Origin of the sequence: Corynebacterium vitaeruminis, assembly GCF_001054325.1 — a bacterium.
In the GTDB taxonomy this organism is placed as follows: Bacteria; Actinomycetota; Actinomycetes; order Mycobacteriales; family Mycobacteriaceae; genus Corynebacterium; species Corynebacterium vitaeruminis_A.
This window is the reverse complement of the sequence record NZ_JVVM01000018.1, coordinates 1-2,479: the sequence shown is the minus strand read 5'-3', so window position 1 is coordinate 2,479 and position 2,479 is coordinate 1. Positions and strand designations below refer to the sequence as shown.

Sequence of the window (2,479 nt, the reverse complement as noted above, 5' to 3'; positions counted from 1 at the left end):
CACCCACAAAACAACCACCACAACCAAGCAGCAGCCACCCCGTGAGCAGCAGTTGGAAACTCTACCTTCGCTACAAACACAAGTCAAATTGACTGTGAATACTAGGTAAACTTTCCCCTTGCCATTGCGACTAGCGACTTCATCACCCCGTCGCGCTGACCCCGAATACATTACACACAATTGCCAGATAAGGCGAATTCGCTGGTCATGTAGCTTTTTCACTATGTGTGTAAGTACATTCACAGGCTTGATGCGACGCGACTACAACATACATAAGGAGATGCGTCGCAATGCCCGTCGTAAAGCAGTAATGGCGCACCGGAGGTTTATATAGAGTTAACCCCATTTCAATCTCTAAGAAATTCTCATCCTCGACTATAGATTTGTAACTTTTATTTCTAATAGAGCAGGTTTGCTCTTGTCAGGAGAGAACTCATGAACCGTATGTTCAAGATGGGATTGGCGCTGAGTACTGTCGCTCTAATGGCTGTTGGTTGCAGTTCAGCAGACGAAACAACGCCGAGCAATACCGCAGCCGAGAAGGGCACGGCTGCAGACCTGGACTCAAGCATCGCCAACCGCGAAGCAAAGGGTGACCTTTCCGAGCATGGCGGCGCTCGACGTCTAGACGGCGATCAGACTGAATTCGTGCGCAATGCTGTCAGCCAGACCGGTGCAAAGAATGTCATTTTGTTGATAGGCGACGGCATGGGTGACTCCGAGATCACCGTCGCTCGTAACTACGCATTGGGAGCAGGCGGATTCTTTAAAGGCATCGATGCACTACCAGTCTCCGGACAGTACACTCACTACGCTCTCGACAAGGACGGTAAGCCAGACTACGTAACGGACTCTGCAGCTTCCGGTAGCGCATGGGCAACTGGCACCAAGACCTACAACGGCGCTATCTCCGTCGATATCCACGGCAATCCGCAGAGCACGCTCCTGGAGATTGCTAAGGCTAACGGCAAGAAGACTGGTAACGTCTCGACCGCCGAAATCCAGGACGCCACTCCTGCTGTCTTGGCAGCCCACGTATCCGACCGCAAGTGCTACGGGCCAGAGGACGACGAAAAGTGCGGCGACGATCTTAAAGAAAAGGGCGGACGCGGCTCGATCTCAGAGCAGATTGTAGACACGCGTGCCGACGTCACGCTCGGCGGTGGTTCCGAAGCCTTCGATCAAACCATCCGCGCTGGCGAAGGCAAGGGAAAGAAGGTTATCGACTACGCACGGGAGAAGGGCTTTAACGTTGCGTCAGATGCCACCGAACTCGACGCAGTAACCGAGGCGAATCAGGATAAGCCTGTTCTAGGCCTCTTCTCTGAGGGCAACATGCCTGTTCGCTGGGAGGGACCAAAGGCTGAAAAGAACGGTTACCTCGAGGAAGCTGCAAAGTGCACGGACAACCCGGAGCGAACTGCTGATGTCCCCAAGCTTGCAGATATGACGGAGAAAGCAATTGACCTGTTGAAGGACGACGAAAATGGGTTCTTCCTCCAGGTAGAGGGCGCTTCAATTGATAAGGAAGACCACAAAGCAAATCCGTGTGGCCAGATTGGCGAGACCGTTGACCTCGATGAGGCAGTCCAGAAGGCTCTGGACTTCGCGAAGCACGACGGCGAGACCCTTGTGATTGTGACCGCTGACCACGCTCACACTTCGCAAATTCTCGGTAACGCCAGCCAGGAAGACCTGGAGAAGATTTCCGAAAAGAACAATATTTCCGTTGAAGAAGCGCGGGAGATTGTTTACCCAGGCCTGTCCCGCAATCTGACTACCGAAGATGGCTCGATGCTTACTGTCGGGTATGCGACCAGTGAAGACTCCGACATTGAGAGCCAGGGGCACACAGGTGCGCAGCTGCGTCTCGCGGCCTTCGGCCCCAATGCCGCAAACGTAGTTGGCCTGACCGACCAGACAGATCTTTTCTTCACTATCTCTGATGCCCTTGACCTCGACCACAGCAAGGTTACGCTGGAAGAAAAGTAAAAGTTCCGGTCAGCAACGGAGCGAATCAAAATCATGCGGGTGCGGATACAGCAACCGATGTAGTGATTGATTGACTATTAAAACCGGTAGCAAACAGTTCTGAGAGTAGAAAGACCGCAGATATTCAACCAGGTCTTTCGTAACTGAACGGTGCGCTACCGGTTTAGTATTCAGAGTCAATTTCCGTCGATTTGTGAAATTGAGAAGCAAAGCATACTCACGGTTCATAAGGCCGTAAGATCCTAGGCTGCCATATCGAAACCAGTAAGCCCAGTCATACCTTCCTAAATCCACTCCTATGCTTTAACTGACAACCCTCACTTACAAGAAAACCGCAACGGCAACCGAGCATCGTATAAATAGCGTTTACTGTTGGGTGTAAAAAAAAGGGGCCGTGGCACCCACCCCACACGGGATGAGCACCACGCCCCACCACAACAAAAAAATTCTATGCCGGCGGCGACCTACTCTCCCACACCCTCCCGAG

1 protein-coding gene is annotated in these 2,479 nt (G+C 52.4%); it reads left to right on the top strand.

The window, feature by feature from the left end:
* The first annotated feature begins 435 nt into the window (after positions 1-435).
* Positions 436-1,992: an alkaline phosphatase gene (gene phoA / locus ADA16_RS04225; RefSeq protein WP_048759483.1), complete on the top strand. Its 1,557-nt coding sequence runs from the start codon at positions 436-438 to the stop codon at positions 1,990-1,992.
* Positions 1,993-2,479: the final 487 nt, after the last annotated feature.

Coding starts and splice junctions, on each gene's coding strand:
- phoA (WP_048759483.1), top strand. CDS start 436: ATGAACCGTATGTTCAAGATGGGATTGGCGCTGAGTACTGTCGCTCTA.